This window comes from Aliamphritea hakodatensis (assembly GCF_024347195.1).
GTDB lineage: Bacteria > Pseudomonadota > Gammaproteobacteria > Pseudomonadales > Balneatricaceae > Amphritea > Amphritea hakodatensis.
The window spans coordinates 1,945,690-1,970,378 of record NZ_AP025281.1; the positions used below are offsets into that span (position 1 = coordinate 1,945,690).

Annotated in this window: 25 protein-coding genes; 19 read left to right on the plus strand and 6 right to left on the minus strand. The window is 51.7% G+C overall.

From position 1 onward, the window contains the following. Position 1 precedes the first annotated feature (1 nt). The 6 genes from PCI15_RS08885 to sthA all read left to right on the plus strand — a co-directional run bounded on the left by PCI15_RS08885 (position 2) and on the right by sthA (position 5,451). Positions 2-661, plus strand: a complete 660-nt coding sequence (locus PCI15_RS08885) for an NADH:ubiquinone reductase (Na(+)-transporting) subunit D (RefSeq protein ID WP_205655763.1) — start codon at positions 2-4, stop codon at positions 659-661. Then, positions 661-1,269: an NADH:ubiquinone reductase (Na(+)-transporting) subunit E gene (gene nqrE, locus PCI15_RS08890; protein ID WP_261844665.1), complete on the plus strand. Its 609-nt coding sequence runs from the start codon at positions 661-663 to the stop codon at positions 1,267-1,269. The genes PCI15_RS08885 and nqrE overlap by 1 nt, the downstream gene beginning before the upstream one ends. Before the next feature lie 33 nt (positions 1,270-1,302). Continuing rightward, positions 1,303-2,535, plus strand: coding sequence for an NADH:ubiquinone reductase (Na(+)-transporting) subunit F (gene nqrF, locus PCI15_RS08895; RefSeq protein WP_271273972.1), 1,233 nt, complete (start codon positions 1,303-1,305; stop codon positions 2,533-2,535). Positions 2,536-2,661: 126 nt separating this feature from the next. Further along, positions 2,662-3,597 (plus strand): FAD:protein FMN transferase, encoded by a 936-nt coding sequence (locus tag PCI15_RS08900; RefSeq protein ID WP_271273973.1) that lies wholly within the window; start codon positions 2,662-2,664, stop codon positions 3,595-3,597. 83 nt (positions 3,598-3,680) lie between these two features. Further along, on the plus strand, positions 3,681-3,914 hold the full coding sequence (gene nqrM, locus PCI15_RS08905; RefSeq protein WP_271273974.1) for a (Na+)-NQR maturation NqrM: 234 nt from the start codon (positions 3,681-3,683) through the stop codon (positions 3,912-3,914). Between the two features lie 136 nt (positions 3,915-4,050). Beyond that, on the plus strand, positions 4,051-5,451 hold the full coding sequence (gene sthA / locus PCI15_RS08910) for a Si-specific NAD(P)(+) transhydrogenase (protein WP_271273975.1): 1,401 nt from the start codon (positions 4,051-4,053) through the stop codon (positions 5,449-5,451). Between the two features lie 72 nt (positions 5,452-5,523). Here the strand turns inward: sthA and PCI15_RS08915 are convergent, their stop codons facing one another. From PCI15_RS08915 to PCI15_RS08925, 3 genes are read right to left on the minus strand one after another with little or no spacing between them, the layout of a single operon-like run. Beyond that, a complete protein-coding gene (locus PCI15_RS08915; protein ID WP_271273976.1) occupies positions 5,524-5,823 on the minus strand; it encodes a hypothetical protein in 300 nt (99 codons plus the stop codon). A gap of 11 nt (positions 5,824-5,834) precedes the next feature. Then, the gene (locus tag PCI15_RS08920) at positions 5,835-6,680 is read right to left on the minus strand and encodes a DNA replication terminus site-binding protein (protein WP_271273977.1); all 846 of its coding nucleotides are present in this window, start codon (positions 6,678-6,680) and stop codon (positions 5,835-5,837) included. Further along, on the minus strand, positions 6,680-7,261 hold the full coding sequence (locus PCI15_RS08925; protein ID WP_271273978.1) for a PilZ domain-containing protein: 582 nt from the start codon (positions 7,259-7,261) through the stop codon (positions 6,680-6,682). The genes PCI15_RS08920 and PCI15_RS08925 overlap by 1 nt, the downstream gene beginning before the upstream one ends. 96 nt (positions 7,262-7,357) lie before the next feature. On the opposite strand from PCI15_RS08925, the gene PCI15_RS08930 reads away from it, so the two are divergent. The 3 genes from PCI15_RS08930 (at position 7,358) to PCI15_RS08940 (ending at position 10,424) form a co-directional block, all read left to right on the plus strand. Further along, positions 7,358-8,602 (plus strand): lipoprotein-releasing ABC transporter permease subunit, encoded by a 1,245-nt coding sequence (locus tag PCI15_RS08930; RefSeq protein WP_271273979.1) that lies wholly within the window; start codon positions 7,358-7,360, stop codon positions 8,600-8,602. Next, on the plus strand, positions 8,595-9,284 hold the full coding sequence (lolD, locus tag PCI15_RS08935; protein WP_271273980.1) for a lipoprotein-releasing ABC transporter ATP-binding protein LolD: 690 nt from the start codon (positions 8,595-8,597) through the stop codon (positions 9,282-9,284). The genes PCI15_RS08930 and lolD overlap by 8 nt, the downstream gene beginning before the upstream one ends. 453 nt (positions 9,285-9,737) lie before the next feature. Continuing rightward, positions 9,738-10,424: a hypothetical protein gene (locus tag PCI15_RS08940; protein WP_271273981.1), complete on the plus strand. Its 687-nt coding sequence runs from the start codon at positions 9,738-9,740 to the stop codon at positions 10,422-10,424. A 96-nt stretch (positions 10,425-10,520) separates the two neighbouring features. Here PCI15_RS08940 and PCI15_RS08945 read toward each other — a convergent pair whose 3' ends face one another. After that, a complete protein-coding gene (locus tag PCI15_RS08945) occupies positions 10,521-11,081 on the minus strand; it encodes a DUF2062 domain-containing protein (protein WP_271273982.1) in 561 nt (186 codons plus the stop codon). Between the two features lie 43 nt (positions 11,082-11,124). On the opposite strand from PCI15_RS08945, the gene PCI15_RS08950 reads away from it, so the two are divergent. The 6 genes from PCI15_RS08950 (at position 11,125) to kdsB (ending at position 16,568) form a co-directional block, all read left to right on the plus strand. Then, on the plus strand, positions 11,125-13,452 hold the full coding sequence (locus PCI15_RS08950) for a DNA internalization-related competence protein ComEC/Rec2 (protein WP_271273983.1): 2,328 nt from the start codon (positions 11,125-11,127) through the stop codon (positions 13,450-13,452). A gap of 79 nt (positions 13,453-13,531) precedes the next feature. After that, positions 13,532-14,152 (plus strand): MotA/TolQ/ExbB proton channel family protein, encoded by a 621-nt coding sequence (locus PCI15_RS08955; protein ID WP_205655774.1) that lies wholly within the window; start codon positions 13,532-13,534, stop codon positions 14,150-14,152. A gap of 9 nt (positions 14,153-14,161) precedes the next feature. After that, positions 14,162-14,584 (plus strand): ExbD/TolR family protein, encoded by a 423-nt coding sequence (locus PCI15_RS08960; RefSeq protein ID WP_271273984.1) that lies wholly within the window; start codon positions 14,162-14,164, stop codon positions 14,582-14,584. A gap of 1 nt (position 14,585) precedes the next feature. Next, positions 14,586-15,593: a tetraacyldisaccharide 4'-kinase gene (gene lpxK, locus PCI15_RS08965; RefSeq protein WP_271273985.1), complete on the plus strand. Its 1,008-nt coding sequence runs from the start codon at positions 14,586-14,588 to the stop codon at positions 15,591-15,593. 9 nt (positions 15,594-15,602) lie between these two features. After that, entirely contained in the window at positions 15,603-15,788 is a 186-nt protein-coding gene (locus tag PCI15_RS08970) for a Trm112 family protein (protein WP_271273986.1), read from the plus strand. A 12-nt stretch (positions 15,789-15,800) separates the two neighbouring features. Then, entirely contained in the window at positions 15,801-16,568 is a 768-nt protein-coding gene (gene kdsB / locus PCI15_RS08975; RefSeq protein ID WP_271273987.1) for a 3-deoxy-manno-octulosonate cytidylyltransferase, read from the plus strand. Positions 16,569-16,636: 68 nt separating this feature from the next. Here kdsB and PCI15_RS08980 read toward each other — a convergent pair whose 3' ends face one another. Then, on the minus strand, positions 16,637-16,945 hold the full coding sequence (locus PCI15_RS08980; RefSeq protein ID WP_271273988.1) for a DUF1272 domain-containing protein: 309 nt from the start codon (positions 16,943-16,945) through the stop codon (positions 16,637-16,639). Between the two features lie 146 nt (positions 16,946-17,091). Here PCI15_RS08980 and PCI15_RS08985 point away from each other — a divergent pair, with 146 nt between their 5' ends. Continuing rightward, a complete protein-coding gene (locus PCI15_RS08985; protein ID WP_271273989.1) occupies positions 17,092-17,580 on the plus strand; it encodes a low molecular weight protein-tyrosine-phosphatase in 489 nt (162 codons plus the stop codon). After that, positions 17,580-18,605, plus strand: a complete 1,026-nt coding sequence (gene murB, locus PCI15_RS08990) for a UDP-N-acetylmuramate dehydrogenase (RefSeq protein WP_271273990.1) — start codon at positions 17,580-17,582, stop codon at positions 18,603-18,605. Before PCI15_RS08985 ends, murB begins: the two co-directional genes overlap by 1 nt. Before the next feature lie 97 nt (positions 18,606-18,702). Here the strand turns inward: murB and rne are convergent, their stop codons facing one another. Further along, positions 18,703-21,717, minus strand: coding sequence for a ribonuclease E (gene rne / locus PCI15_RS08995; protein WP_271273991.1), 3,015 nt, complete (start codon positions 21,715-21,717; stop codon positions 18,703-18,705). A 768-nt stretch (positions 21,718-22,485) separates the two neighbouring features. On the opposite strand from rne, the gene rluC reads away from it, so the two are divergent. Then, positions 22,486-23,475: a 23S rRNA pseudouridine(955/2504/2580) synthase RluC gene (gene rluC / locus PCI15_RS09000; RefSeq protein WP_271273992.1), complete on the plus strand. Its 990-nt coding sequence runs from the start codon at positions 22,486-22,488 to the stop codon at positions 23,473-23,475. A 65-nt stretch (positions 23,476-23,540) separates the two neighbouring features. After that, positions 23,541-24,644: a hypothetical protein gene (locus PCI15_RS09005; protein WP_271273993.1), complete on the plus strand. Its 1,104-nt coding sequence runs from the start codon at positions 23,541-23,543 to the stop codon at positions 24,642-24,644. Positions 24,645-24,689: the final 45 nt, after the last annotated feature.

A 24,689-nucleotide genomic window follows, 5' to 3' on the forward strand; every position in this document is an offset into this window, starting at 1 on the left:
CATGTCTAAGACGAATGAAGTGGTTATAACACCAATCTTCAAGAACAACCCGATTGCTTTGCAGATTCTGGGTGTATGTTCTGCCCTGGCGGTTACCAGCAGCATGTCGGTTACCGTGGTTATGTGTCTGGCACTGACCAGTGTAACAGCGTTTTCTAACCTGTTTATTTCCAGTATCCGTAACCATGTACCTGGTAACATCCGTATTATCGTACAGATGACCATCATTGCCTCTCTGGTAATCGTGGTTGACCAGGTACTGAAGGCATTTGCCTATGAGATTTCCAAGCAGCTGTCGGTATTCGTTGGTCTGATTATTACCAACTGTATCGTCATGGGCCGTGCGGAAGCCTTTGCGATGAAGAACCCGCCGGGCATTTCGTTCCTGGACGGTATTGGTAATGGTCTGGGTTACTCTGTGGTTCTGCTGAGTGTTGGTTTTGTCCGTGAACTGTTCGGTTCCGGTAAGCTGTTTGGCATTGAAATTCTGCCACTGGTTACCGATGGCGGCTGGTACTACAGCAATGGTCTGTTGCTGTTGCCACCAAGTGCCTTCTTCCTGATCGGTATTTTCATCTGGATCCTGCGTACTGCGTACCCGGATCAGGTTGAAAAGCCGGAGTTCGAAATGGCGCCTAACACTAAGAAGGAGGCAGCGTAATGGAACATTATATTAGCCTGCTGGTTAAAGCCATTTTCGTTGAGAATATGGCACTGGCCTTCTTCCTGGGTATGTGTACATTCCTGGCGATTTCCAAGAAGGTACAGACAGCAATCGGTCTGGGTATCGCAGTAATTGTTGTACTGACAATTACCGTGCCGGTAAACAACCTGATCTATAACTACCTGCTGAAGGACGGCGCGCTGGCGTGGGCCGGTATGCCGGACGTGGATCTGAGCTTCCTGGGTCTGATCTCGTACATCGGTGTAATTGCAGCGATGGTACAGGTCCTGGAGATGTTCCTGGATAAATACGTACCGGCGCTGTACAACGCGCTGGGGGTATTCCTGCCGCTGATCACCGTAAACTGTGCAATCCTTGGTGCTGCACTGTTCATGGTAGAGCGTGACTACAACTTCGGTGAAAGTGTGGTCTACGGTGCCGGTGCCGGTATCGGCTGGGCGCTGGCGATTGCGACGCTGGCAGGTATCCGTGAGAAACTGCGTTACAGCGATGTACCGCATGGTCTGCGTGGCCTGGGTATCACCTTCATTACTGTTGGTCTGATGTCTCTTGGCTTCATGTCTTTCTCAGGTGTTCAGCTTTAACAGGCTGCATGAACAACGAAAGGAATTAATGCGATGAATGCAGAAATTATTCTTGGTGTTGTCATGTTTACCGCAGTGGTGCTTGCACTGGTTGCGGTAATCCTGGCAGCCCGTGCCAAGCTGGTTAACAGCGGTAATGTGACCATCGAAATCAACGGTGATCCGGAAAAAACAATTCAGGTGCCTGCAGGTGACAAACTGCTGCAAACACTGGCGGGTCAGGGTGTATTCCTGGCATCAGCCTGTGGTGGCGGCGGTACCTGCGCACAGTGCTCATGTATTGTTGAAGAAGGCGGTGGCGGTATGCTGCCAACTGAAGAGCCTCACTTCACTAAAGGTCAGGCCCGTGAAGGCTGGCGTCTGTCATGTCAGGTTGCTGTTAAACAGGACATGAAGATTGAAGTTGAAGATGACGTCTTCGGTGTTAAGAAGTGGGAATGTACAGTTGATTCTAACCCGAACGTAGCAACGTTCATCAAAGAGCTGACCCTGCGTCTGCCTGAAGGTGAAAACGTTGACTTCCGTGCCGGTGGTTATGTTCAGCTGGAATGTCCTCCGCACGAAGTGCACTACAAGGATTTTGATATCCAGGAAGAGTACCGTGAAGACTGGGACCGTTTCGACCAGTGGCGCTATGTGTCCAAGGTTGACGAGACCACTATCCGGGCTTACTCGATGGCAAACTATCCGGAAGAGAAGGGTATTGTTAAGTTCAATATCCGTATCGCGTCTCCGCCTCCGGGTGGTCCGGAAGGTATTCCGCCGGGTAAAATGTCTTCTTTCGTATTCAGCCTTAAAGAAGGTGACAAAATCAGTGTATACGGTCCGTTTGGTGAGTTCTTCGCTAAAGATACCGATGCAGAGATGGTGTTCATCGGTGGTGGTGCAGGCATGGCGCCTATGCGTTCCCATATCTTTGATCAGCTGAAGCGTCTGAATTCTACCCGTAAGATGTCTTTCTGGTACGGTGCCCGTAGTTTGCGGGAAGCCTTCTACAATGATGAATATGACATGCTGGCTGCAGAGAACGATAACTTCGTTTGGCATCTGGCGCTGTCTGATCCTCAGCCAGAAGATAACTGGGAAGGTTATACCGGTTTCATCCATAACGTACTGTATGAAAACTATCTGCGTGATCATGACGCGCCTGAAGATTGTGAGTACTACATGTGCGGACCGCCAATGATGAACTCAGCGGTTATCAAGATGCTGGAAGATATGGGTGTTGAGCCTGAAAATATCCTGCTTGATGACTTTGGTGGATAAGCATTAATGATGCACGATTATCATAAGGTAATCATACGGCTGGCAGCTTCGCTGCTGGCCGTTTTGTTTTTAACTGCCTGTGAAAAAACACCTCAGCCGGAGGTGGTTGGATTCACGGGTGGTACTATGGGTACCAGTTACAGTGTTAAATGGCTGGCAGCTGACAGCGCCGGATCTGATCAGGTTATTCAGCAAACCGCAGCGCTGAGCAGTGCCGCAGATGCCATGCTGGCAGATGTGAATCAGTCGATGTCGACGTATATTACAGATTCTGAATTGTCGCAGTTAAACCGGGCTTCAGGCACGGTGACGCAGCAATTGTCAGAACCGCTGTATCAGGTGTTGGAACTGTCCCGGCAGATCAGTGTTAAGAGCGATGGTGCATTCGATGTCACCGTGGGACCGCTGGTGAATCTGTGGGGCTTTGGCCCGGACGGCCGGGTAACGAAGGCGCCGTCAGCGGCAGATATTCTGGCGTTGCAACCGCGGATCGGTTATCAGAAAGTGAAGCTCGATGCTGAGCAGTCTGCCGTTGAGCGGGCTGAAGGGGTGTATATTGATCTCTCAGCAGTGGCGAAAGGCTACGGCGTTGATCGTCTCGCTGAACTGGTGGAGTCTCATGGTATTACTGATTATCTGGTTGAGATCGGTGGTGAGCTGCGGGCCAGTGGGTTGAAGCTCAATGATGAGCCCTGGCTGATTGCCATTGAGAGCCCTGTTTCCGGTAAACGGGCGATTCAGCGGATAATTGCTGTCAATGATGTGGCAGTGGCAACATCCGGTGATTACCGGAATTATTTTGAGGAAAACGGTATCCGTTTTTCGCATACAATAGATCCTGCAACGGGCCGGCCGATCAGTCATAAACTGGCGTCGGTGACGGTGTTGCGGCCTACCTGTGCCGAAGCGGATGCACTGGCAACTGCGTTTACGGTCATGGGTGAGGATAAAGCTTACGCATATGCGATAGCCAATGGCATTGATGCCATGTTTATCGTGAAAAGTGATACCGGTTTTGTTGAAAAGCAAACCCCGGGGTTTGCTGCTTATTTAGTAGAGTGATCCTGGTCAGTGTCAGGTGTTTTGAAGTTAAGTACAATGCGTGCTGCAGTATATAAGCACGTGTCTATTTCAGGTGAATGAAGATGACTGAATTGATTTTTGCCATAGTGATTATGTTGTTGCTGGTTGCCGGTATGGCGATTGGTGTAATTATCAAAGGTAAGCCGATCACCGGTTCCTGTGGTGGTATGAGTGCGCTGGGTATGGATACTGCCTGTGATGTCTGTGGCGGTGATCAGGAAATCTGTGAGACTGAGCAGCAGAAGAAGCAGTCGGCTTCGGCAGATGCTGCTGATCTGGGTTATCAGGCGAAGTAAACCGTCATTATCACGAAGCTTTTATGTCGCAGTTAGTGTGTCAGGGTTTAGCTCTGGCAGGTTTTGCCGTAGCATAGCTAACTTGTTGTTAAGTATTAATTTACGGTGTTGAAGTAAATCAGAATAGGGGAATGTAATGGCTGTATATGACTACGATGTCATTGTAATAGGCTCAGGTCCTGCCGGTGAAGGTGCGGCGATGAACTCCGCAAAAAAAGGACGCCGGGTAGCGGTTATTGAAGTACAGGATTCCGTGGGTGGTAACTGTACTCACAAGGGCACTATTCCTTCCAAAGCGTTGCGTCACTCTGTCAAACAGATCATTGAATTCAACACCAACCCGATGTTCCGTGATATCGGTGAGCCACGCTGGTTCTCGTTTCCTAAAGTACTCAAGCGTGCCGAAAAAGTTATTTCGAATCAGGTAATGATGCGGACTAACTTCTACGCCCGAAACCGGGTTGATCTGTTTTTTGGTGAAGCTGAGTTCGAAGACAAGAATACTGTTCTGGTTAAGGGAACTGTGAAGGGTGATGAGCGCCTGCGTGCCAAGAATGTCGTCATTGCAACCGGTTCCCGTCCTTATTCACCGACGGATATCGATTTTGGGCATCCCCGGATTTACAACAGCGATACGATTCTTAATCTTGAACACACCCCTAAGACAATGATCATTTACGGTGCCGGCGTTATCGGTTCTGAATATGCATCTATCTTCAGTGGTCTGGGGGTAAAGGTTGACCTGATTGATTCCCAGAGCCGTTTGTTGTCTTTTCTGGATGCGGAAATTTCTGACAGCCTGAGCTATCACCTGCGTAACAGTGCGGTGAAGATCCGTCACAATGAAACTTATGAGAGTGTTGAAGCGGATGAGCGCGGTGTTACGCTGACGCTGCAGTCCGGTAAGAAAGTCCGTGCGGATGCTTTCCTGTGGTGTAACGGCCGTACCGGTAATACGGATATGCTGAAGCTGGAAAAGATTGGTCTGGAAGCGAACGGCCGTGGTCAGATTAAAGTAGATGAGTTCTACCGTACCGAGTGCGAAGGGATCTATGCCTGTGGGGATGTGATTGGCTGGCCGGCGCTGGCTTCAGCGGCAATTGATCAGGGCCGCTCTGCATCTTCGGATATGCTGGATGCCGATGACTTCCGTTTCATTAATGATGTACCAACCGGTATTTACACCATTCCTGAAATCAGCTCTATCGGTAAAACCGAAGAGCAACTGACGGAAGAAAAGGTGCCATATGATGTCGGGCAGGCGTTCTTTAAAGATACCGCCCGGGCACAGATTTCCGGTGAGCCGGTGGGCATGCTGAAAATTCTGTTCCACCGGGAAACCCTGCAGATTCTGGGTATTCACTGCTTCGGTGACCAGTCGTCAGAGATCGTTCACATCGGTCAGGCGATTATGAATCAGAAAGGTGAGGCGAATACGATTAACTACTTCGTCAATACGACTTTTAACTACCCAACCATGGCTGAAGCATACCGCGTCGCGGCAATTGCCGGCCTGAACCGGGTGGCAAACCTGTAAATCTCAGATTTGCGGGTATAAAAAACACGCCTTCTGGCGTGTTTTTTTGTATCCGGATTCAGAAACGGGTAGTTATTCTTTGTCTGTACCGTCTTCCTTCTTATAAAAGCTGTCTTCGTAATAAATGCCTTTAATCGCCAGCCGGCGTTCCAGGAAACGGTTGTAGTATTTCCAAAGCAGAAACGCTGGGGTCATGCTGACCATGATGGCTACCATCAGGGCGGAGCCGGTATATTCTTCATTCACCAGGCCGGTGGCCCATTCCAGAAAACCTGATGCATCGATAATCAGGTAATACGCGCCGAGGCCGGACAGGCCGAGTGCTACGCCGATATGGTGCAGCATTTTTTGCCGCTTTTCAGGTTTTGTCATGGTGTGTCAGATCAGTTGATGTATTTGTGGACGCGCAGGCTGGGCAGGAAGGGCACAGGATCAATTTTGAGGTCGCTGCGTAAACTGCGGCTGCGTTGTTCAGGGGGAGATGATAGCGGTTGGTTATGCTCGGGTAAAGTTTCCCCGGGTTGCAGGGGAATCAGCATCGGTAAAGATACGTTCTGAGCTTTGCGGATTATTCGGTCATTTTGTTTCCAGAGCAGGTTGGCCCGCATCACCGGTACCTGTGACTGTAATTGGGCCAGCATATCGCCGGGCATCAGGTGGCCGAGCGCATCGATCTGCATCTGGATATGTGTCTGGCTGGAGTCCATTTTCTGTAAGCGCTGCAAAGCCTGTTCCGGCGTCAGCTGTTTTATACTCCGGCCGCTGGTATACCAGCTGAAGCCAATTTTGACCGGTCTGCCGTCGATAATGGGGATCTGCCGGTAACACTGGCGCAGGTGGATTCTTGAATAACCGTGATGTTGCAGGGTTTCTGCCAACAGAGATTCCCGGCGGGTAAGTTGGTTCTGCAGGTCGCTGTCCTGGCTTAAGCGGTGATGGGTGGCCAGCGTCTGAAAAGCCTGCTTGGCGGCATTGACGCGATGAGCGGTTTCAAGCAGGGATTGGTCTGCGCCGATCAGGCCGTGCTGGGTGCGTGTGACTCTGCCATCCTGACCGTCCCGGTACCAGATGTCGTTAAACAGGGCTGCGCATTGTGGTAAATCGCAGATGTATTCATCAGGCAGCCAGAAGGGGAGTTTACTTTGGCAGAGTTGTGCTGAGAAAGCATTCAGGCGCCGGAGTAAAGTATCCAGCGCTTCAATCAGTTCGTGGGCGGGTGTCTGAGCCATCAGTCCAGATCGATGTTGCCCTGCAGCTGCAGTTCTTTGGATTGCAGTGCAATAATGTGACGGGCAATGATCATGCGGCTGCTTTCAGGCATCCGGAAGAACTGGATACCTATATTGCTGCTGCCTGAATCATCTTCATTGGCGGTTGAGTAAAGTACTTTGCCGTACAGCAGCAGGCCGATGCAGGCTTCCTGAAAAACCAGTTTAAGGGCCAGGTATTCGCCGCTGTTAACCTGGCGTTGGGTATCAAAGCTCAGTCCGCCTTCGCTGAGATTGATCTCCTGCGTCTGAATGTCGTCAAATTCGATACCGTGACTGGCGATTGTTTTGGCGATTGCATCGATCTTATTGGTGGTGACTTCCAGAAACGTCCCCATGGCTGGATCTTTTTGTGCAATTTTACGCAACAAATGAGTCGTATCGGTGTCAAGTTCCTGTAGCTGACTTAACAGAGTAAAGAAAGGCGAGACCTTAAACTGTGTCGGTAAAGAGCTGGCCTGCATTTCCTGTTCGCTGATAACTTGAAAATCCAGGGATACGTTCTCGCTGATACGATAGTACTCACGGCGTTCGGGATTCAAAGCATGCTCCTGAGCAAGTTAATACAAGTTTGAGTATAGCGAATATTATTCTGATTTTGTTAGAGAATTTTTCGAGTCTATGATTTAATCCGAGCCATGTTTAGACCATTTTCTATTTATGTAGGCTTGCGCTACACCGCAGCCAAACGCAGTAATCATTTTATTTCCTTCATTTCATTGGTTTCTATGCTCGGGCTGACACTGGGTGTCGCAGCGCTGATCCTTGTTTTGTCGGTTATGAATGGTTTTGACCGTGAACTTAAAGGCCGCATTTTAGGGATGGTGCCCCATGCCACCATTACTGATTATGGCCAGCCTCTGCTCGACTGGGAAAATCTGGCCCGTCAGGTTGAGCAGGAACCGGATGTTAAGGGCACGGCACCCTTTATTCAGGCGCAGGGCATGCTGACAAACCGTGGCGTAGTGCGCGGGGTTGTTATCAATGGCATTGATCCTGAGCTGGAGCAGAAAGTTTCTATTATTGATGATCATATGAAGGCTGGCAGCCTGGATGCATTGCAGCCCCGTCAATATGGCATTGTACTGGGGGCTTTGCTGGCCCGCTCTATGGGGGCTGCTATCGGTGATAAGGTCACCCTGGTGTTGCCTGAAGCTTCAATCAGTGTGGCCGGTGTCGTTCCCCGGCTGAAACGTTTTGAAGTTGTTGGCCTGTTCGAGGTGGGCGCTGAGCTGGATGCCAGCCTGGCGTATATTCATATCGATGATGCCGCACGTATCAAACGAATTGCGGAAGGGGTGGATGGCCTGCGTCTGGAGTTTACTGACCTGTTCGATGCGCCGCAGCGAATGACCCAGATTGTTTCTGCGACAGGTAACTATTACCGCGCCAGCGACTGGACCCGTACCCACGGAAACCTGTTTCAGGCGATTCAGCTGGAAAAGCGCATGATCGGCCTGCTGTTGTTTCTGATTGTGTTTGTGGCAGCGTTTAATATTGTGTCCACGCTGGTGATGGTCGTGACCGATAAAAAGGCAGACATTGCTATCCTGCGTACGCTGGGAGCAACTCCGGGACGCATTATGCGTATTTTTATGGTGCAGGGCACCGTGATCGGGGTTATCGGTACGCTGCTGGGTACCGGTCTGGGGGTATTACTGGCCCTGACCGTGACGGATCTGGTGGCCTGGGTTGAGCAAACCTTTGGTATTCAGTTTCTCAGCGCGGATGTGTACTTTATCAGTTACCTCCCGTCACAGTTGCAGATGAATGATGTTGGTGTGATTGTAGCAACAGCATTATCGATCAGCTTCCTGGCTACCCTGTATCCGGCGTACCGGGCTTCAAAAACTCAACCTGCGGAGGCGCTGCGTTATGAATAATTCGGCGGATCTGGTTCTGCAGTGTGTCTCGGTTAAAAAAGTCTATGGGGACGGCGATGCTCAGGTTGAAGTGCTCAGGGATGTCAATCTTGATGTGGCTAAAGGCGAGCAGCTGGCCATTATCGGTACCTCCGGTTCCGGTAAAAGTACTCTGCTGAATCTGCTGGGCGGGCTGGATGTTCCTACTTCAGGTGAGGTGAAAGTTGCCAATAAGCCGCTGTATCTGATTAATGAAAAACAACGGGCCGAGCTGCGCAATAATGCGCTGGGCTTTGTGTATCAGTTTCATCATTTACTGCCGGAATTTAACGCGCTGGAAAACGTTGCCATGCCGTTGCTGATTCGCGGTGAGCCAATCAGCAGTATAAAAACCAAAGCCAGAGAATTGTTGGTGGCGGTTGGTCTTGAGCACCGGATTGAACACAAGCCTTCTATGCTCAGTGGCGGTGAACGCCAGCGGGTGGCGATTGCCCGTGCGCTGGTGGCGAATCCTGCCTGTGTGCTGATGGATGAGCCGACAGGCAATCTTGACCGTAATACTGCTGAAGACATTCAGGCGCTTATGCAACGGCTGAATGAAGAGCTGGATACGTCTTTTGTGGTGGTGACCCATGATCCGCAACTGGCTCATAAACAGGGCCGGGTACTGGAATTAAGAGACGGCTGTTTGCAGCCGGTATAAAGCTGAAAAAGCCGCGGTTACCGCGGCTTTTTTTAGTGGTGGCTGCGAAGGTAGCAAAGGTCGAAAAGAAAGAACGTGTGCCGGATACGCCGGGCGAAAAGCGGCCCCGGGCTTTATCAGTACAACCCAAAACCTCTGGCTTGTCTGGGAAAAACACAGCAGGAAAGTCAGGCGATAAAGCCCCGGAATCGGTCAGTCAGTATGATGGGGCATATACCAGCCCCGTCGGGTTTAAAAGTACAGAAGGAATGAAAAGAACAGATCAGGGCTTAAGGCATTCTCCCTCATCTTTCCAGGCTTCCTTCAGGGTAAAGATCACCTCAAAATTTCCCTCCGTTTTTACGTTTTAATAAAGTATATGTTTTTTCCTTAATGCTTCTGGAAAGCTTTTGTGCTCTATCAGGCAGATGAATGGACTATCCTTGTCGGGCTTAATCAGCTGAGGGGATTCTAATGAACAGATATGGACGTTTCGTATTCATCATGTTGCTTGTTATTTCAGGAGGGAATGTAATGGGTGCAGAGTCAGCTATTAACGCAGCCTTAGATAAACTGGTTAAAGATTCTAAGACAGCGGCTGCAAACAAGAATGCAGATTTCTTTAAAGACCTCCATGCGTCTCAGATGGGAATTTTTGGTGGTGAGAAAGCTTTTCTAGAGAATGCGGGCATGATTTATGGCATGTATCAAAATATTGATAAAGCTAAAAGCTTTGCATGCTCTGCGCAGTTTTGTGAGATTAAGTTGGATGATTCAAATGCTGTGGCTTTTCGGTTCAGTCAGGGGAAGCTTTCGGCCTGGACCGGTGTTGAAAATCTGGCGGGTTTAAAGCAGGTTTATGCTATTCAGATTACCGGGCAAAAAGGGGCGACATTAGATATCGGTTTTAATAGGGATACGAGAATTGTTCAGTTCAGAGATAGATTAAACAGTTCTTATATAGATTCAAATATCGTTGGTTATTTAGTTAAAGGTAAGAATAAGCTTTATTTAACACCTAATAAGACGCCTTCTCAGCAAGTAGAGGTGATCATTACTGCCGCCAAAGAAGGAGAAGAAATGGATTCTGATACCGGTAATGTTCTGAAGTGGAAGGGGGTTATTGATAAGCTGACTGAGTTGGAGTTCGAAGCTATTTAAGTAACGAATCAGCAGTTACCTCAGCTTCTTTCGGATGGCGGACAATATCAAAGCCATGATGTCATTCAGGTTGCCAGAAAGTTTGGCGTTTTTACATCAGGGCTTTTTCTTGCTGTTCTTGCGACGGTGTTTCCAGCTGTGGTTGACCTGCCAAACCCAGAATGCCTGCATCAGGAAGTAGCCAAGAATACCGGCAACAATGCCGCAAATCACAGAGCCCAGCAGCAGTGGCTGCCATATATGATTCAGACCGCTCGACAGCCAGTCCACACTGAGTTCGAATTCTATTGCCTGTGCTGGCAAATCCATCAGCCAGACCCCCACCAGATAAGCAAAGTAGAAAATTGGTGGCATGGTAATCGGGTTGGTGATCCAGACTAAGCCGACAGATATTGGCAAGTTACTGCGCAAAAAAAGGGCAAAAACCGCGGCCACGAGCATCTGCGCAGGAATCGGCAGGAATGCACAGAAAAGCCCGACCATAAATGCCCTGCAGACCGACTTGCGCGTCAGGTGCCACAGGTTAGGGTCGTGTATGTAATCACCCAGCCAGCTAAGGTGCCGGTTTTGCTTGAGCTTTGCCTCGTCGGGCATGTACTTGCGAATCAGTTTGCGCGGCATTCGTGACGCACTTATATTGTCGAATGGGAGCGTCATTATGCCTACTCCCGTTGCTTAAGCCAACACTGTGAGATCAAGGATGATCGGATTTTGTATCGCTGTAATTCTCAGCAATTATTCGTTCCTGCCCGCCGCTGGTGGGCTGTGGCCTGTAGCAGCTCTTTTAAGTGCTTCATTTGCTTTTTTTCGCCGTTTCGGTTTTTTCAGTTTCAGTCTGGGAATGGCGTATGTGTTTTTCTGGGGGCAATGGCAGTTAAGCCATCGCCTGCCTCTGGAGGCCAGTCCTTATGATGGTGTTGTCAGTGGGGTGGTTGTGGGATTGCCGGATGATTTTTCCGACCGGGTACGGTTTGAGTTGTTACTGGAGACTCCCCCGGCGGGCGCGGATTCACTAAGAAAGGTCCGTTTAACCTGGTACCGGCATACGCAGACAATCAGCCCCGGACAGCGCTGGCGTTTTTCGGTGCGTCTTAAGACCCCGCGCAGCCTGGTTAATCCGGCGGGATTTGATTTCGCGGCCTGGCATTTATCCCGGGGCATTGATGCCCGCGGGTATGTCAGATCTGATATTGCGCCTGAACGCCTGACTGAAGATGCGAAGGGGGTGGTGTGGCCTGACAGGCAACGCTATTTGCTGAGCAAGTGGCTTGAAGGTATCGGTTTTAGCAGGCAGGCGTTGTCGACCCTGCAGGCTCTGTTGCTGGGGGATAAGCGTTATCTGTCTGACGCTCAGTGGCTGCTTCTGCAGGATACCGGTACCGTACATCTGGTGGTTATCAGCGGCTTGCATATCGGTATTGCCTGTCTGCTGGGTTACTGGCTGGCGGCGTTGATTCAGTTGCCGCTGGTGATGGCACGGTTACAGGTTGCGGATCTGAGGCGCAGCCGGATAGTGGTTGCGTTACTCTTTGCAACCGTTTATGCCTTTCTTGCCGGATTTACAGTGCCGACTCAGCGGGCGCTGATCATGGCGGCAGCGATGTTACTGCCACCGGTTTTCGGTGTGGTTGTGTCTGTGTGGCAGCGGTGGTGGTTTGCCATGATGCTGGTGCTGCTGATACAACCCCTCAGCCCATTGCAGGCAGGGTTCTGGCTATCGTTCTTTGCGGTAGCGGTATTGCTGACAGTAGTCACAACGGGAGCGGGCCGGGGGTGGTGGGCTGTATTGCAGCGAATGCTGTTTGCTCAGATAGCTATATTTGTGGGTCTGTTACCGATATTGCTGATTTTTACCGGTAACTTTTCACTGATTTCCCCGTTGGTGAATATTGTCGCGATACCCTTCATCAGCTTTATCGTATTGCCGGTAATGGTGATGTTAATCCCACTGTTGGCGCTGGGAGTTACAGGCCTGCCGGTCACGTTTGCTGAAGAGATGCTGTCATGGTTCTGGCAGGGGCTGGCATGGGCAGATAGCCTGTTAAACCGGTCAGGCTTACTGACGAATGCAGAAGCCAAGCTGACTGCGAACTTTACGCCGGAGCCTGAGTACCTGCTGTTGGCCGTTGCCGGTATTGGCCTGTTGCTGTTACCGAGAGTGTTTCCGTTCAGGGTTATCGGTGCTGTGTTGTGTCTGCCTTTGTTCTTTGGCCGGGGAGATGCGGTCGGACAGGGCGGTTTTCAGGCGTGGGTGCTGGATGTGGGGCAGGGGCTGGCCGTTCTGGTAAAAACCTCCGGGCATTCTCTGCTGTTTGATACCGGTGCCAGCTATCCCGGCGGCAGCCTTGCGCAGAGTTTTGTCGTGCCTTCCGTACAGCGTTCCGGTGTGGGTAAGCTTAACTGGCTGGTGGTGAGTCATGGTGACAATGATCATTCCGGCGGTTTCATGGATGTAAACCGGATGCTGAAGCCCGACAGGATCTTCTATGGCAGTGCTGGATGGCGGGCGCGTCAGGGAAATGTCAGTGGTCAGATAGGTGCCTGCGGAGAAGGGCAGACATGGCAGGCGGACGGGGTACGGTTCAGCTTTATTCAGCCAGAGAGCAAGTTCGCAGTGAATGAGAATAATACATCCTGTGTGTTGGTGATTGAGAACAATGACTGCCGGCTGGTATTGCCGGGGGATGCTGAAGCGCTGGTTGAAGAGCAGATTATCAGGAAGAGTGACCTGTTAACCACTAAGTATACCTGGCTGGTGGCAGGGCATCATGGCAGTCAGACGTCTACCGGTGATCTGTGGCTGGACTGGCTGAAACCGCAGCAGGTGATTTTCAGCAGTGGTTTTAAGAACCGTTACGGGCATCCTGCTGAAAAGGTCATTGCGCGGTTGGAGCGCCGTTCGGTGCCCTGGCTGGATACAGGCTTGCATGGGGCTGTGCAGCTGTCGGCGCAGCATAATACCTGCGGAACCGTAGCGGCACGTCAAGTTAAGTGGCGATATTGGTTAGCGGATTCTATTCGCCAATGAGCCGCTATGTTACAGTAGCGCAGCTCTAATTTAGCGGCTTGGTTTTAGCGTGTATCTGCAAGTTTGTGGGAGGCAGTAGGTGTTTGAATTACTTCAGTCCGGCGGTTGGTTAATGATTCCGATCATCGGTTGTTCTGTGATTGCTCTGGCGATTTGTCTGGAGCGTTTGTGGGTACTGCAAAAAGACCGGGTTGCGCCGGCCAACCTGTTGGCGCGGGTGTGGGAGCTGGCACGAAAAAAAGAACTGGGTGCTGAACAGCTGAATCAGATCCGCAATGAAAGTGCGCTGGGTAAGATCATTGTTGCTGGCCTGAACAGTTCTTCCCATGGCCGTGAGATTATGAAAGAAAGTATTCAGGAAGCTGCCAGTCACGTAGTGCATGAGCTGGAACGTTTTCTGAGTGCGCTGGGTACCATTGCCTCAATTGCCCCTTTGCTGGGTTTGCTGGGGACAGTTATCGGTATGATCAAGGTATTTTCTGAAATCATGCTGCAGGGCACCGGCAATGCCAATGTACTTGCCGGAGGCATTTCTGAAGCGCTGATTACGACGGCGGCAGGTCTGGCTGTCGCCATTCCGGCGCTCATGTTTCACCGCTACTTTCAGCGTAAGGTCGATACCCTGCTGGTGGAGATGGAGCAGGAAGCGATTAAGCTGGTTGAAATTGTCCACGGCGACCGTGCCGTTGATTACGAATAAGGCTGCGCTGTGAAGTTTAGACGTAACCGGCCCGCTGATGTGGATGTCAATCTGACACCCTTGATTGATGTGGTGTTTTTGTTGCTGATCTTTTTTATGGTCACGACCACCTTTACCAAAGAGACTCACCTGGCGGTTGAGTTGCCGGAAGCTGATGGCCTGGTCGCAGAAGCCCCACTGGATAATCTTGAAGTGGTTGTTAATGAAGCGGGCAGCTACAGTGTCAACGGGCTGGCGCTGATTAACAGTCAGGCGGATACTCTGCGCCGGGCGCTACTGAAGGCGGCGGGTGATAACCGGGCGTTACCCTTTGTGGTAACTGCCGATGCCAATACACCCCATCAGGCGGTTGTGACTGTGATGGATGTGGCCGGCAAAATGGGCTTTTCAAGCCTGAGTATTACGACACAGAAACCACCGGCGGAGCAATAGCTTGGCACTGGAGCGAGCGTGGTACCGAAAGTCCCCGTGGCTGATTATGTTGCGGCCGCTGTCCGCTGTATTTACGGCGCTGGCTGAGCGCCGTCGCAGCCAGTATCTGAATGGCACTAAGCCGGTCTGGCGTGCACCGGTGCCGGTGATCGTCGTCGGCAATATTTCGGTCGGCGGAACGGGTAAGTCTCCACTGGTGATCTGGTTGGTTAACTGGCTGCGCCGGCAGGGTTATACGCCTGGTGTTGTCAGCCGTGGTTACGGAGCAAAGCCTCCGGCCTTTCCTTTCAGTGTAACCTCAACAACTTTGCCTTCTGAAGGCGGCGATGAGCCGGTCATGATTGCCCGGCGCACGGCGGTGCCTCTGGTGATTGATCCGGACCGCCCTGCGGCTGTCAGAAACCTGCTGCAGCACTTTGACTGCGATATTATTATCAGCGATGACGGTATGCAGCATTATTCGCTGGGGCGCGATATAGAGATTGCTGTTGTTGACGGGCAGCGGGGTTTTGCGAACGGCCGCGGCTTGCCGGAAGGGCCTTTGCGGGAGCCGGTTGAGCGGCTCGCGGGGGTTGATCTGATCGTGGTCAACGGTAAGGCAGCACAGCATCCGGGTTATCCATACAGTGAAATGCACTTGCAGCCGGGCCGTGTACATCCGGTTGATGTGACCTGTGATGCGTTACCTGATTCTCTGCAAAACTTTGCTGAAACCAATCCGATGGTGCACGGTGTGGCTGCCATCGGCAATCCGGAGCGATTTTTCAGTGTGCTTGAAGCGCATGGGTTAAGGGTTGAGCGGCATGCATTTTCTGATCATCACGCCTATAAAATGGATGATTTTTCATTTGCCGGCGGGGAAAGCATTATCATGACCGAGAAAGACGCTGTAAAATGCGCACATCTTCCACTTAAAAATGCCTGGTATCTGCCGGTCGATGCACAGCTCGATGATGCATTTGCAGAACAGCTGACAGAGCGTTTGCAGGCGTTGAAATACGACAAATAAGGTTATTACATGGATAAGAAGCTGCTTGATATTCTGGTGTGTCCGGTATCCAAGGCACCGGTTGAGTATAATGCTGAGACAAATGAGCTGATCTGCCGTGCCAGTGGTCTGGCATATCCGGTACGTGATGACATCCCGGTCATGCTGGAAAACGAAGCGCGTACGCTGAGTGCAGAAGAGCGTCTGGAAAAGTAAGGCGGATTTATCATGGGTTTTTCGATTATTATCCCGGCACGCTATGCTTCGTCCCGTTTGCCGGGTAAGCCGCTGGCGGATATAGCCGGTATGCCGATGATTCAGCGGGTGTATCAGCAGGCGCTTAAAAGTGAAGCCCAGCGGGTGGTGATTGCCACTGATGACCAGCGTATCTATGATGTTGCCACGGCCTTCGGGGCTGAGGTTTGTATGACCCGTGGTGATCATCCTTCCGGCACGGACCGCTTACAGGAAGTAGTTCAGCAACTGGGCTTCTATGCGGATGATATCGTCGTGAATGTGCAGGGTGATGAGCCACTGATCCCGCCCCGGGTGATCAATCAGGTTGCCCATAACCTGATGGCAAACCTGGATGCCAGTATCGCGACACTCAGTGAGCCTGTCAGTGATATAGAGGCAGTGCTAAACCCTAATGTTGTGAAGGTAATCAGCGATACCCAGGGGAAAGCGCTGTATTTCAGCCGTGCACCAATCCCGTGGCCGAGGGATGAGTTTGCGGATCCTCAGGCGCGTAATGTGTTACCTGAAGGCGTTAATTTTCAGCGTCATATCGGTATTTATGCCTATCGGGTTAAGCTGCTGAATGACTTTGTACGCTGGGAGCCGGCGCCGCTTGAAACGGTTGAGTGTCTGGAACAGTTGCGGGCTATGTATAACGGTGCGGTTATCCATGTGGATGTGGCGGATGAGCTGCCACCTGCAGGGGTCGACACCGAAGCGGATCTGGAACGGATACGGGCACTGTTCAGTGCATCCTGAGCCTAATCTGAAGTTGTGATCCGAAGCGCTTTATCCGGCAAAGATAAAGCGCTTTTTTTATGCCTGCTTCAGCGTTTCCGGGGTGGCAGGTGTTTGGCGGCGGCTGAAAATGTACGGATTTCTGCTTCGCTGTAGGGCGTATGTTTACGGTGTGTGCCGGCGGGGTGATGTTCAAGACTGACGCCTTTCCGGCGGGCGGTGACGGGCCGGATGGGACGGGGGCAGAAATTACCGCCGCAATTCGGGCATACATTCTCCAGAATTGACTCAACACACTGCCTGCAGAAGGTGCATTCATAGGTGCAAATGCAGGCATCTGCAGCGTCTGGCGGCAGGTCTTTGTCACAGTTCTCACAGTTAGGACGCAGCTCAAGCATAATTTCAGTTCCTGTTTAGAATAAATCTGTCAGAAGATAGTCATGCAGCGTATATAATGACGGTATTCATTGGGCTGCATGACGGCTATTTTTGCAAGTTTGTTTACTGTGTTCTGGTAGGTTCTTGCGCTTTTTCAGAGGTATAAATGGAACAGAAAAAAACGAAGGTTCTTTTTGTTTGCCTGGGCAATATTTGTCGCTCACCAACGGCCCATGGTGTGTTCCGGCAGTTGGTTGAGGACCGGGGCCTGTCACACCTTATCGAAACGGATTCAGCCGGTACCGGGGCTTACCATGTGGGAGAACCGCCGGATCACCGGGCAACGATGGAGGCGGCAAGGCGTGGCTATGATCTGAGTGATTTGCGGGCCCGTCAGGCGGTTGCGACGGATTTTGGTTATTACGATTATGTGATCGCGATGGATGTTCAGAATTTGGGGGGACTGCGCAGTATTTGCCCTGCGGATTATCCCGGCTATCTGGGGATGATGACAGATTTCACTGATCGCTATGAGGGGGATGTGCCGGATCCGTATTTTGGCGGTGCAGCAGGTTTTACCCATGTGCTGGATATGCTTGAAGATGCCTGCAGTGCTTTGCTGGATCAGATCGTTGTCCGGGGAGTATCCGGTTAATGGAGTTTTCAGAAAATTATTCCCTGAAAAGTGCTAACAGTTTTGGTTTTGATGTGGCGGCGGAGTATTGCTGCGAGGTAACCAGTTTAGTTGAGCTTCGTGAAGCACTGGCATTTGCGGACAGTAAGAATCTGGATGTGCTGGTGCTTGGCGGCGGCAGTAACCTGATACTGGTGAGTGATATACCGGGGCTGGTGATTTTAAATCGCTTACGGGGCATTACGGTTAAGGCTGATGTCGATGATCCGTCCCGGGTATGTGTCACCGCTGCAGCGGGTGAGAACTGGCATGATTTCGTGCGTTATACACTTGAGTGCGGTGCATACGGACTGGAGAATCTGTCGCTGATTCCCGGGACTGTTGGTGCTGCACCCATGCAGAATATCGGGGCCTACGGTGTAGAGATCAAAGATCGTATGCTCAACCTTACGGCGCTGGACCGGGAGACCGGTGAGCTGTGCGAATTTACCACCGAAGCCTGTGAATTTGGATACCGGGACAGTATTTTTAAACAGCGTGCTTCGGGGCGCTATATCATTACCGAAGTGAATTTTATGCTTAGCCGGGAGTGTCAGCCGGTGCTGGCATATGCGGGGCTGGCGGATCATTTTGCCGGCCTTGGCATTGAGTCTCCCGACGGTTTGCAGATCAGTGATTATATCTGTCAGGTTCGCCGTGCTAAGTTGCCAGATCCGGCAGAGATCGGCAATGCGGGCAGCTTCTTTAAAAATCCGGTTGTGTCGGCCGTTCGGCGGGAGGCGATTCTGAAAGACTATCCGGATCTGGTCAGTTTTGCGGACGGTGAAGGCTATAAGCTGGCCGCGGGTTGGCTGATAGACCGTCTGGGATGGAAAGGCCGGTGTCAGGGGCATGCGGCTGTTTATGATAAGCAGGCGCTGGTGCTGGTGAATCATGGCGGGGCAAGCGGTGATGATATTCTGCGCCTGGCTCAGGCTATTCAGGAAGATGTGTTCAGTCACTTTAAGGTGCGGCTGGAGATTGAGCCACGCACTTTTCCCCAATAACAGGAAGGGCAGCAGAAAAGCCGAACATAAAAAAGCCAGCTGAACAGCTGGCTTTTTTGTGCGCGGGCACCGGGCTGGCCGGTGCCATCAGGCAGTATCAGACTTCAGTGGTTTCACTGTCTGTCTGATTGTTTTCCGGTATCGCCTGCTGGCGGCCGCGCGGATCGTTCGGTGCACGACGCTGGCGGCGCTGAGTTGGCGCAGAGTCCTGGTCAGCAACCAGCGGTGCCGGGCGACGCGGTGCAGCTGGCTGCGACTCTGTCACGGCTGATGTCTCCGGCTTTGCTTTACGGGCAGGGCGCTGACGTCCGCGACGCTTGCTGGCAGAAGGTGCTTCTTCCGCAGGCTTTGCGTTGTCTTCAGCGGCTGCTTCCGGCTGAGCTTCAGTCGCAGGTGCTTCTTCCGCGGCGGTTGCTGCAGTTTCTTCCGCAGCGGTTACTTCCGTGACTGCTTCATCGGCAGCTGTTTCTTCGGCAGCTGTTTCTTCGGCAACAGCTTCTTCTGTTACTTCAGTTTCGGCCTGTTCCGTTCCCGGTGCTTCAGCAGCTTCTTCGGCTGCGACTTCTTCGGAAGCGGGTTCAGCAGCAGGTTCTTCGGAAGCAGTTGCTTCTGTCGGTGCTTCAACGGCTTCAGCTTCTGCAGCGGGTGCTTCAGGTGCAGTTACTTCTTCAGCGGCTTGTGGGGCTGCTTCTGCTGCGGCTTCAGTGGCTTCTGTTGCCGGTGCTTGTTCAGCGACAGGCTGTTCAGCGGCTTCGGTTGCCGTTGTGTCTGCCGTTGGAGCTTCTGCTTCGGCTACTGCAGATTCAGCGTTTTCAGTAGCTGTTTCAGTTGCTTCTGCTGACTCTTCGCGCTTGCGATCTTTACGCGGACGACGCTGGCGACGTTTGCGTTTTGGCTGCTCTTCGTCAGAAGCATTCGTTGCGGTATCAGGCTTTGGCGCATCAATCGCTGCTTTGGCTGCGTTTTCAGTCTGAGCGTCTTCGGCGTTAGCAACTGGCTGCTCAGTATTCAGCGCGTTTTCCTGCTGTTCTGAACCGCTGCGATGGGCATTACGTTCACCGCGACGGCGACGGCCCCGGCGGCGTTCACCACGGTTACGGCCATCTTCCTGAACTTCATTTTCCTGTTGCTGCAGGTTTTCTTCCTGAACTTCAGGCTTGTTGCGTTTCTGATCGCGGTCACGGTCGTTGCGGCGGCGGTTACGTGAACGGCCTTCACCACGTGGCTTGTCGCTGCGGGATTCCTGCTGTTCATCCTTAGCGGCGTTTTGTGGCTTGTTTTCTCCGCGTTCACGGTCGTCCTTACGGCGACGGTTGCGACGGTTGTTAGAGCGCTTGCGTTCACTGTTGTCTTTATTGCGAGGCTGTTTTTCCTGCTCTTTCTTCGTTTCTTCAGGGCTGCTGAACAGACCTGTAATGGCAGAGATCAGACCAGACAAAAGGGATTTTTCTTCGCTTTTGGCAGGTTTGCTGGCAGGTGCTGCAGCTGTCTCTGTGCTGACAGGTGCCGGAGTAGGCGGTGCAACAGTACGGACAGCGGCTTTTTCCCGGGCCGGAGTGTTAGTTGCGGTATCCGGTTCAGCAATGTCTTCAGGTTCAGGCTGCATAGTATAGCTGGCGTCGTTGGTGTTGATCACGGTGTGATCATCACGCAGACGGACAACTTCGTAATGCGGTGTTTCCATGTTCGGGTTAGGTACAATGACGACCCGTACATTCTGACGCTGTTCGATGTCATGTACTTCGCTGCGTTTTTCGTTCAGCAGGAAGGTGGCGACAGATACCGGCAGAATCGCACGGATCTGGGCGGTACGTTCCTTGGCAGACTCTTCTTCGATCAGTCGCAGAATAGACAGTGCCAGAGATTCGGTGTCACGGATGGTGCCCTGACCGTTACAGCGCGGGCAGACAGAACCACGGCTTTCGATCAGTGACGGACGCAGGCGCTGACGGGACATTTCCATCAGGCCAAAGCGGGAGATCCGTCCCAGCTGGACGCGGGCACGGTCGATCTTCATCGCATCACGCATGCGGTTTTCAACTTCACGCTGATTCTTGATCGGTGTCATATCGATAAAGTCGATAACGATCAGGCCGCCGATATCCCGTAAACGCAGCTGGCGGCCGATTTCTTCAGCGGCTTCCAGGTTTGTGTGCAGGGCGGTTTCTTCGATGTCGCTGCCGCGGGTTGCCCGTGCGGAGTTGATATCGATGGAGACCAGTGCTTCGGTGGGGTCGATGACAATCGAGCCGCCGGAAGGCAGTTGTACTTCACGCTGGAAAGCGGTTTCGATCTGAGTTTCGATCTGGAACCGGTTAAACAGCGGTACCTGTTCGGTGTACAGCTTGATCTTCTGTTCGTAGCTTGGCATGACCTGCTTAACGAAGTTCAGTGCGTCCTGGTGAACTTCTTCACTGTCGATCAGTACTTCACCGATGTCCTGGCGCAGGTAGTCGCGGATTGCACGGATTACCACGTTGCTTTCCTGGTAGATCAGGAAAGGTGCCGGGCGTTCGCTGGAAGCTTTGGTAATGGATTCCCACAGGATCAGCAGGTAGTCAAGGTCCCACTGCAGTTCTTCAGAGCTACGGCCGACACCGGCAGTCCGGACGATTACGCCGGTTTTCTGCGGAATGGTAACGCCGTCCATTGCTTCTTTAAGCTGTTTACGGTCGTCGCCTTCGATGCGGCGGGAGATGCCCCCTGCACGCGGGTTGTTAGGCATCAGTACCAGATAACGGCCCGCCAGGCTGATGAAGGTGGTCAGGGCTGCACCCTTGTTGCCACGTTCTTCTTTGTCGACCTGAACGATTACTTCGGTGCCTTCAGCAACAACATCCTTGATGCTTGGACGGCCGCCTTTATCGCTGCCTTTGATGAAGTATTCGCGGGAGATTTCTTTCAGTGGCAGGAAGCCGTGACGTTCTGCGCCGTAATCGACAAACGCGGCTTCCAGGCTTGGTTCTACGCGGGTGATTTTACCCTTATAGATGTTAGCTTTTTTCTGTTCGCGGGAGCCGGATTCAATGTCCAGATCATACAGACGCTGACCGTCGACCAGAGCGACGCGCAACTCTTCAGGCTGAGTTGCATTAATGAGCATTCTTTTCATGTTGTGTTAGCGTTCTCTTATAACACTAACGTATTTCATCGCTATGGCTGTTTACGTATGGGGACAGGGCTTACCCTGTCACGTGAGTCCAATCTTCGTAACGACATCAATAGTTCAGTTTTTGCCTGTCTGGTGTGTATTACAGCGCAGACGGGTCTTATCGACGGTGGAGGAAACAGCAGCCTCTATCAGTTTTCAATATCTGATCGTAGCTGTTACTGCGGATCTTTCAGTCCGGTTCAGGCGGCCAGGTTACTTATCTCTGGCCGCTTTCCGTTCTGATGGCACGCAGGTTCCGGGCTGGCGACATCTCCACCTCCAACTGGCCAAAACAGTACCAGAAGGATGAAATACGTAGTTAATTCTGTTGTTTTGATGTTGGTCTTTACGCGTCTGCCTGTGGCAGTGTCTCCGTTGCTCGCTTCTGGCGACCGGTTCGCTTTTTGACGTCAGCCTGTGGTTTGTAACAGTACTGTTCAGCGGCGGGTTGCGGAAGCTTCGGGCCTTAACTCTGGCTGCTTCGGGATAAAAATACGTAAATATTTCATCATCTTCTGCGCAGGCTGTTGAATAAATTCCTGATTAGGTTATTGACATCAGGTTATTTATCCATAAAAGCAAATTAGCTAAAGCCAAAGGCCTGCAGCAGCGCTAGAATATAGCAGCTATTAACAGGGGCATCAATTCATAGATGTGCCTGAATCTGTCTCATTCAGGCAGTTTTGTAAATATTTTCTTCAGTATCTGTACGAGTGCCGAATTTAAAAGATGTCCGACAATAATGATGCCCCGAAAAGCCAGGTTCAGTGGTTTGATGTTGATGCTGATCTTGCAGGGCAGCGCATTGATAACTTTTTGCGTACCAAATTAAAAGGCGCCCCTAAAACGCTTATTTACCGAATCCTGCGTAAAGGTGAGGTGAGGGTTAATAAAAAGCGCATCAAACCGGATTACCGGCTGCAGGAAGGTGATCTGGTGCGGGTGCCGCCACTGCGTCTGGCGGAAGCGCGTCAGGCACCGGTGGCCAGTGCCGGCCTGGCTGCAAGCCTGGAAGCGGCGGTGCTTTATGAAGATGCAGATCTGATGGTGATCAATAAACCCAGTGGCCTGGCGGTGCACGGTGGCAGCGGCATCAGTCTGGGGCTGATCGAGACGTTACGTCAGATCCGTCCTCAGGCAAAGTTTCTTGAACTGGTGCACCGTTTAGACCGGGACACTTCCGGTTGTATTATGGTAGCTAAAAAGCGCAGTGCGTTACGTTTTCTTCATGAAGCGTTACGGCACAAAAAAGTGACCAAGATTTATAATGCGCTGGTGGATGGTAAATGGTCGACCCGCAAAACCAAAGTTGATGCACCGCTGCAGAAAAATGAACTTAAGTCTGGGGAGCGCGTCGTAAAGGCACACCCGATGGGTAAGGAGTCCCTGACAGAGTTTAAGGTGCTGCAACGGTTTGCTGGTTATGCGACGCTGGTTGAGGCCCGTCCGGTAACGGGAAGAACACACCAGATCCGGGTGCACAGCCAGTTTGCCGGCCATCCGATTATCGGTGATGATAAGTATGGTGTGGATGACACTAATAAGTTTATGCGCCAATTTGGCCTTAAACGTTTATTTCTGCATGCGGTTGAATTGCGTATGCCGTTGCCTTCCGGTGGTCGCCAAGTGATAAAAGCGCCACTTGGAGATGTGCTACAAAAAGGGATGAGTAATTTGCAGCAGCACATTGCTGAACGTAATCAGAGTGCTGCTGAGTAATTTGTAAGCTGTTATATAATGTTAGCCTGCAGGTGCGCAGGTGTGGTTTCTATCAGGATGTATAAATGAGTGACAGGGTTGACCCGACTATTTTTAATCTGACTGCAGACAGCATGCTGCAGCGGGGGGTAATTCCAACAACTGAGCTGATCGCCGCTGAGTTAAATACTGAGCCGGATTGCCTCGCGGATATGTTGGCCGAGTGGTGGGACAGCCTTTCCGGCCGGTTACAGGCCGTCAACGGTGACATGATTACAATCCCGGATGTGCCAAGCAGCCTGAATAAGTCCTTCCAGACCCTCTGGAATCAGGCGATTCAGGAAGCCCAGGCGCTGGTGATGAGTGATAAGGAAGATCAGATCCTGGCCGGTGAAGAATCCCGTAAGCACAGCGAGCAGGAATTAAAGCGTCTGTATGAAGATCAGACCGAGCAGGAAAATAAGTACCGTCACCTGCGGACCAAGCTTGAAGCAGAAACCAGCCAGATTCAGGCGCTGGAAGCTGAAATTTCCGTTCTGAAAATTAACCTCGGCGCCGTTACTTCTGATCTGAAGACCGCCGAACAGCGTTATCATAACGTTGAACAGGAAATGGCGCTGCTGCAGAAGAAGCTGGATGACTCCAAGCGAACTTTTGATCAGCGGGTTAAGGATGAACAGCGCCACAGCCTTGAGCAGGTGAGTAAGGCTGAGGCGGATGTCCGCTATTACCGCGGTTCGCTGGATAAAATCCGTGATGAGAGTGGCCGTAAAGAATCTGCGCTGACCAAAGAGATTCATGATCTGCAGGCGGTGGTGGCTAAGCGGGATGTAAAACTGGATTCGCAAAAGAATCAGATCAAGATTCTGGAAGATGAGCTGAAGCGTTATAAAACCGACGTTGATCAGGGGTCCCGTCAGTTGAATAAAGTTTCCGGTTCAATTCTGTCTGAGCAGAACAAGAACAAGCGTCTGTCCGATAAAGTGAAAGAACTGACTGAAGAGACCAAGCGTCTGAATCAGAAGCAGCTGGCGGCGGCCAACGAAGCAACCCGCCGTGAAAGCGCGCTGCGCGGTCAGGTTAAACTGAAAGATGATGAGCTGATCCGTGCGATTGGCCGGGTAACCGGTCTGGAGAAGCGTATCACCTCTCAGGAAGAAGAAATCCGCCGTTTAAAATCCCGTCTGTAAGCCTTTTCTGTAAATAGCCCCTGCAGTTGTCTGCAGGGGCTGGCA

Bases quoted from the DNA above. Each gene is read 5' to 3' on its own strand.
- PCI15_RS08885 (WP_205655763.1), top strand. From the start codon at position 2: ATGTCTAAGACGAATGAAGTGGTTATAACACCAATCTTCAAGAACAAC.
- nqrE (WP_261844665.1), top strand. From the start codon at position 661: ATGGAACATTATATTAGCCTGCTGGTTAAAGCCATTTTCGTTGAGAAT.
- nqrF (WP_271273972.1), top strand. From the start codon at position 1,303: ATGAATGCAGAAATTATTCTTGGTGTTGTCATGTTTACCGCAGTGGTG.
- PCI15_RS08900 (WP_271273973.1), top strand. From the start codon at position 2,662: ATGGGTACCAGTTACAGTGTTAAATGGCTGGCAGCTGACAGCGCCGGA.
- nqrM (WP_271273974.1), top strand. From the start codon at position 3,681: ATGACTGAATTGATTTTTGCCATAGTGATTATGTTGTTGCTGGTTGCC.
- sthA (WP_271273975.1), top strand. From the start codon at position 4,051: ATGGCTGTATATGACTACGATGTCATTGTAATAGGCTCAGGTCCTGCC.
- PCI15_RS08915 (WP_271273976.1), bottom strand. From the start codon at position 5,823: ATGACAAAACCTGAAAAGCGGCAAAAAATGCTGCACCATATCGGCGTA.
- PCI15_RS08920 (WP_271273977.1), bottom strand. From the start codon at position 6,680: ATGGCTCAGACACCCGCCCACGAACTGATTGAAGCGCTGGATACTTTA.
- PCI15_RS08930 (WP_271273979.1), top strand. From the start codon at position 7,358: ATGTTTAGACCATTTTCTATTTATGTAGGCTTGCGCTACACCGCAGCC.
- lolD (WP_271273980.1), top strand. From the start codon at position 8,595: ATGAATAATTCGGCGGATCTGGTTCTGCAGTGTGTCTCGGTTAAAAAA.
- PCI15_RS08940 (WP_271273981.1), top strand. From the start codon at position 9,738: ATGAACAGATATGGACGTTTCGTATTCATCATGTTGCTTGTTATTTCA.
- PCI15_RS08945 (WP_271273982.1), bottom strand. From the start codon at position 11,081: ATGACGCTCCCATTCGACAATATAAGTGCGTCACGAATGCCGCGCAAA.
- PCI15_RS08950 (WP_271273983.1), top strand. From the start codon at position 11,125: ATGATCGGATTTTGTATCGCTGTAATTCTCAGCAATTATTCGTTCCTG.
- PCI15_RS08970 (WP_271273986.1), top strand. From the start codon at position 15,603: ATGGATAAGAAGCTGCTTGATATTCTGGTGTGTCCGGTATCCAAGGCA.
- kdsB (WP_271273987.1), top strand. From the start codon at position 15,801: ATGGGTTTTTCGATTATTATCCCGGCACGCTATGCTTCGTCCCGTTTG.
- PCI15_RS08980 (WP_271273988.1), bottom strand. From the start codon at position 16,945: ATGCTTGAGCTGCGTCCTAACTGTGAGAACTGTGACAAAGACCTGCCG.
- PCI15_RS08985 (WP_271273989.1), top strand. From the start codon at position 17,092: ATGGAACAGAAAAAAACGAAGGTTCTTTTTGTTTGCCTGGGCAATATT.
- murB (WP_271273990.1), top strand. From the start codon at position 17,580: ATGGAGTTTTCAGAAAATTATTCCCTGAAAAGTGCTAACAGTTTTGGT.
- rne (WP_271273991.1), bottom strand. From the start codon at position 21,717: ATGAAAAGAATGCTCATTAATGCAACTCAGCCTGAAGAGTTGCGCGTC.
- rluC (WP_271273992.1), top strand. From the start codon at position 22,486: ATGTCCGACAATAATGATGCCCCGAAAAGCCAGGTTCAGTGGTTTGAT.
- PCI15_RS09005 (WP_271273993.1), top strand. From the start codon at position 23,541: ATGAGTGACAGGGTTGACCCGACTATTTTTAATCTGACTGCAGACAGC.